The following is a 2304-nucleotide window of genomic DNA, read 5'->3' as shown; positions in this document are numbered from 1 at the left end:
ACCGGGTGCTGCGGATCGCGGAGCTCGTCCGAGGCGTTCCGGCGGGGACGGACGGAGCGGGCTCGCACCGCGGAACGCCTCGGACGAGCTCCGCGATCCGCAGCACCCGGTCGGCCGATGTCCGGGCGGACGGGTCGTGCGCTGGGACCCGCGCGGACCTCCGCGGTCGGAGGGACGTCGTGTCCTGTTCGCCTGCCGCCCCTTGCCCGCGCGCCGCTCCGCGCGCACGCTGGAGTCATGACCGCCTGGAGCCCTCTCGAGATCGTCGGCGCCGTGGTGCTCGCCCTCGCGCTGATCGGGCTCGCCGTCGCGGCCGTGGCGGTCGGAGCGGGCGACGAGATCGCGTTCATCGGCGTGCTGGTCGCCTTCGCGGTCGCCGTCACCGGGCTCGGCCTCCACACCGCCGGCCGCGAGGCGCGGTACCGCCGCGACAACCGGTGACTCCGTCGCGCTACCGCCGTGACGACGGCTGAGGAGGCGCGCTCCCGCCGAGACGACACTCGGCCGGTCAGTGCCCCAGCTCCACCAGCAGCACGCCGGCGATGATCAGGCCGATCCCGCCGAGCATCGTCCAGGTCAGCGGGTCCTGGAACAGCCAGCGGCCGAGCACCGCGGTCAGCGCGACTCCGACCGCCGCCCAGATCCCGTAGGCCACCCCGATCGGCATGCCCTGCGCGAGCGCCCCGGCCAGCAGCGTGAACGCGACGACGTAGCCGACTCCGACCACGACGTACCAGCGCTTCCGGCCGTCCGTCGCGGGCTTGAGGCTCATCGTCGCGGCGACCTCGGTGAGGATCGCGCCCGAGAGCAGCAGCCAGGCCATCAGCGCACCGCCCGGCGCGCGGCCTGCGCTCGCTGCGACCCGATCTCGACCATCAGCACGCCCGCGATGATCAGCACCAGCCCGATCGTCATCACGCCCGTCAGCGGCTGCCCGAAGAGCACGGCCGCGAGGACCGCCGTCAGCGCGACGCCGCACGCGCCCCACACGCCGTACGCGACTCCGATCGGCATGCCCGCCTTGAGCACCCGGCTGAGGAGGACGAACGCCGCCAGGTAGCCCGCCACGACGAGCGCGTACCAGCCCGGCGACTCGATCGCGGCCTGGAGGGCGAGCGACGCCGTCACCTCGGTGAGGATCGCGCCGGTGAGGAGCACCCAGCTCATTGCGTGCCGTCGGATCGGGTCATCCGGCCAGCGTAGGGCGGGCGCGGAGGCGGGGGCCGCGGAACGAGGGCTCAGCGCGCGGGGAGGGGTGGGAACGATCGTTCTCCGGGCAGTGATGCGCTCACCGCGCGAAGTGCTCGCGCACCTCCGCCTGCCAGCGCTCGCGGTCCTCCTCCGTGATGAACGCCGCGTCGAAGGAGTTGAGCGCCAGCTGCTCGAGCTGCGCGTCGTCCATCCGCAGCTCCTCGACCAGGGCGCGGTAGTTCTCATCCACGTAGCCGCCGAAGTAGGGCGGGTCGTCGCTCGAGACCGTCACGACGAGTCCCTCGCGGAGCATCGCGGGCAGCGGGTGGTCGGCCATCGTGTCCACAGCGCGCAGGGCCACGTTCGACAGCGGGCACACCGTCACCGGGATGCGGCGCTCGCGGAGCATCGCGACGACCTCCGGGTCCTCCATCGCGCGGATCCCGTGGTCGATCCGCTCGACCTTCAGCAGCTCGACGGTGGCCGCGACCGTCTCCGGCCCGCCCTCCTCGCCGGCGTGCGCGACCAGGCGCAGTCCCTCCGCCGCGGCGCGCGCGTAGACGTCGACGAACAGCTCCGGGCCGAAGCCCACCTCGTTCGAGTCGAGCCCGACGCCGATGATGTGCTCGCGCCAGGGGAGGATCGCCGTCAGCATCTCGTCGGCCGCGTCGGCGCCCAGGTCGCGGAGGAAGCACATGATCAGGTCCGTCGAGATCCCGTGGGTCTCCTCGCTCCGACCGAGCGCACGGGTTATCCCGCTCATCACGGTGTGGAGCGCGACGCCGTTGCCGACGTGCGTCTGCGGGTCGAAGAAGATCTCGGCGCGGCGGACGTTCGCCTTCTGCGCCCGGTCGAGGTAGCCGGTCGCGAGCTCGAAGAAGTCCCGCTCCGTCTTCAGCACGGTGAGGTTCGAGTAGTGCAGCTCCAGGAACGACGCGAGGTCGGTGAAGGAGTACCGGGCGCGGAGGGCGTCGAGGTCCTCGGTGGGCAGGGCGACTCCGTTGCGGCGCGCCATCTCGACGATGTGCTCGGGCTCGATCGTGCCCTCGAGGTGGATGTGCAGCTCGGCGCTGGGCGGGGCGGGGAAGGCGGGTCGGGGCATCGGTCCTCCGG

The 2304-nt window shown here is 72.7% G+C and carries 4 protein-coding genes; 1 reads left to right on the top strand and 3 read right to left on the bottom strand.

Annotated features, from left to right (window positions below; translation table 11 throughout):
- The first annotated feature begins 237 nt into the window (after window positions 1–237).
- Window positions 238–441 carry a hypothetical protein gene (locus tag C5B95_RS17010; RefSeq protein WP_104349704.1) on the top strand — a complete coding sequence of 68 codons (204 nt, stop codon included), beginning with the start codon at window positions 238–240 and terminating at the stop codon, window positions 439–441.
- Window positions 442–508: 67 nt separating this feature from the next.
- Here C5B95_RS17010 and C5B95_RS17005 read toward each other — a convergent pair whose 3' ends face one another.
- From C5B95_RS17005 to C5B95_RS16995, 3 genes are all read right to left on the bottom strand, one after another.
- Window positions 509–823 carry a multidrug efflux SMR transporter gene (locus C5B95_RS17005; protein ID WP_104224891.1) on the bottom strand — a complete coding sequence of 105 codons (315 nt, stop codon included), beginning with the start codon at window positions 821–823 and terminating at the stop codon, window positions 509–511.
- Window positions 823–1167 carry a multidrug efflux SMR transporter gene (locus C5B95_RS17000; RefSeq protein WP_104269826.1) on the bottom strand — a complete coding sequence of 115 codons (345 nt, stop codon included), beginning with the start codon at window positions 1165–1167 and terminating at the stop codon, window positions 823–825. The genes C5B95_RS17005 and C5B95_RS17000 overlap by 1 nt, the downstream gene beginning before the upstream one ends.
- Window positions 1168–1288: 121 nt before the next feature.
- On the bottom strand, window positions 1289–2304 hold a 1016-nt coding region (locus tag C5B95_RS16995), incomplete at its 5' end, for an adenosine deaminase (protein ID WP_308471277.1).

Origin of the sequence: Rathayibacter sp. AY1A7 (assembly GCF_002930845.1) — a bacterium.
Classification (GTDB): domain Bacteria; phylum Actinomycetota; class Actinomycetes; order Actinomycetales; family Microbacteriaceae; genus Rathayibacter.
This window is presented reverse-complemented; position numbering and strand designations above follow the sequence as displayed.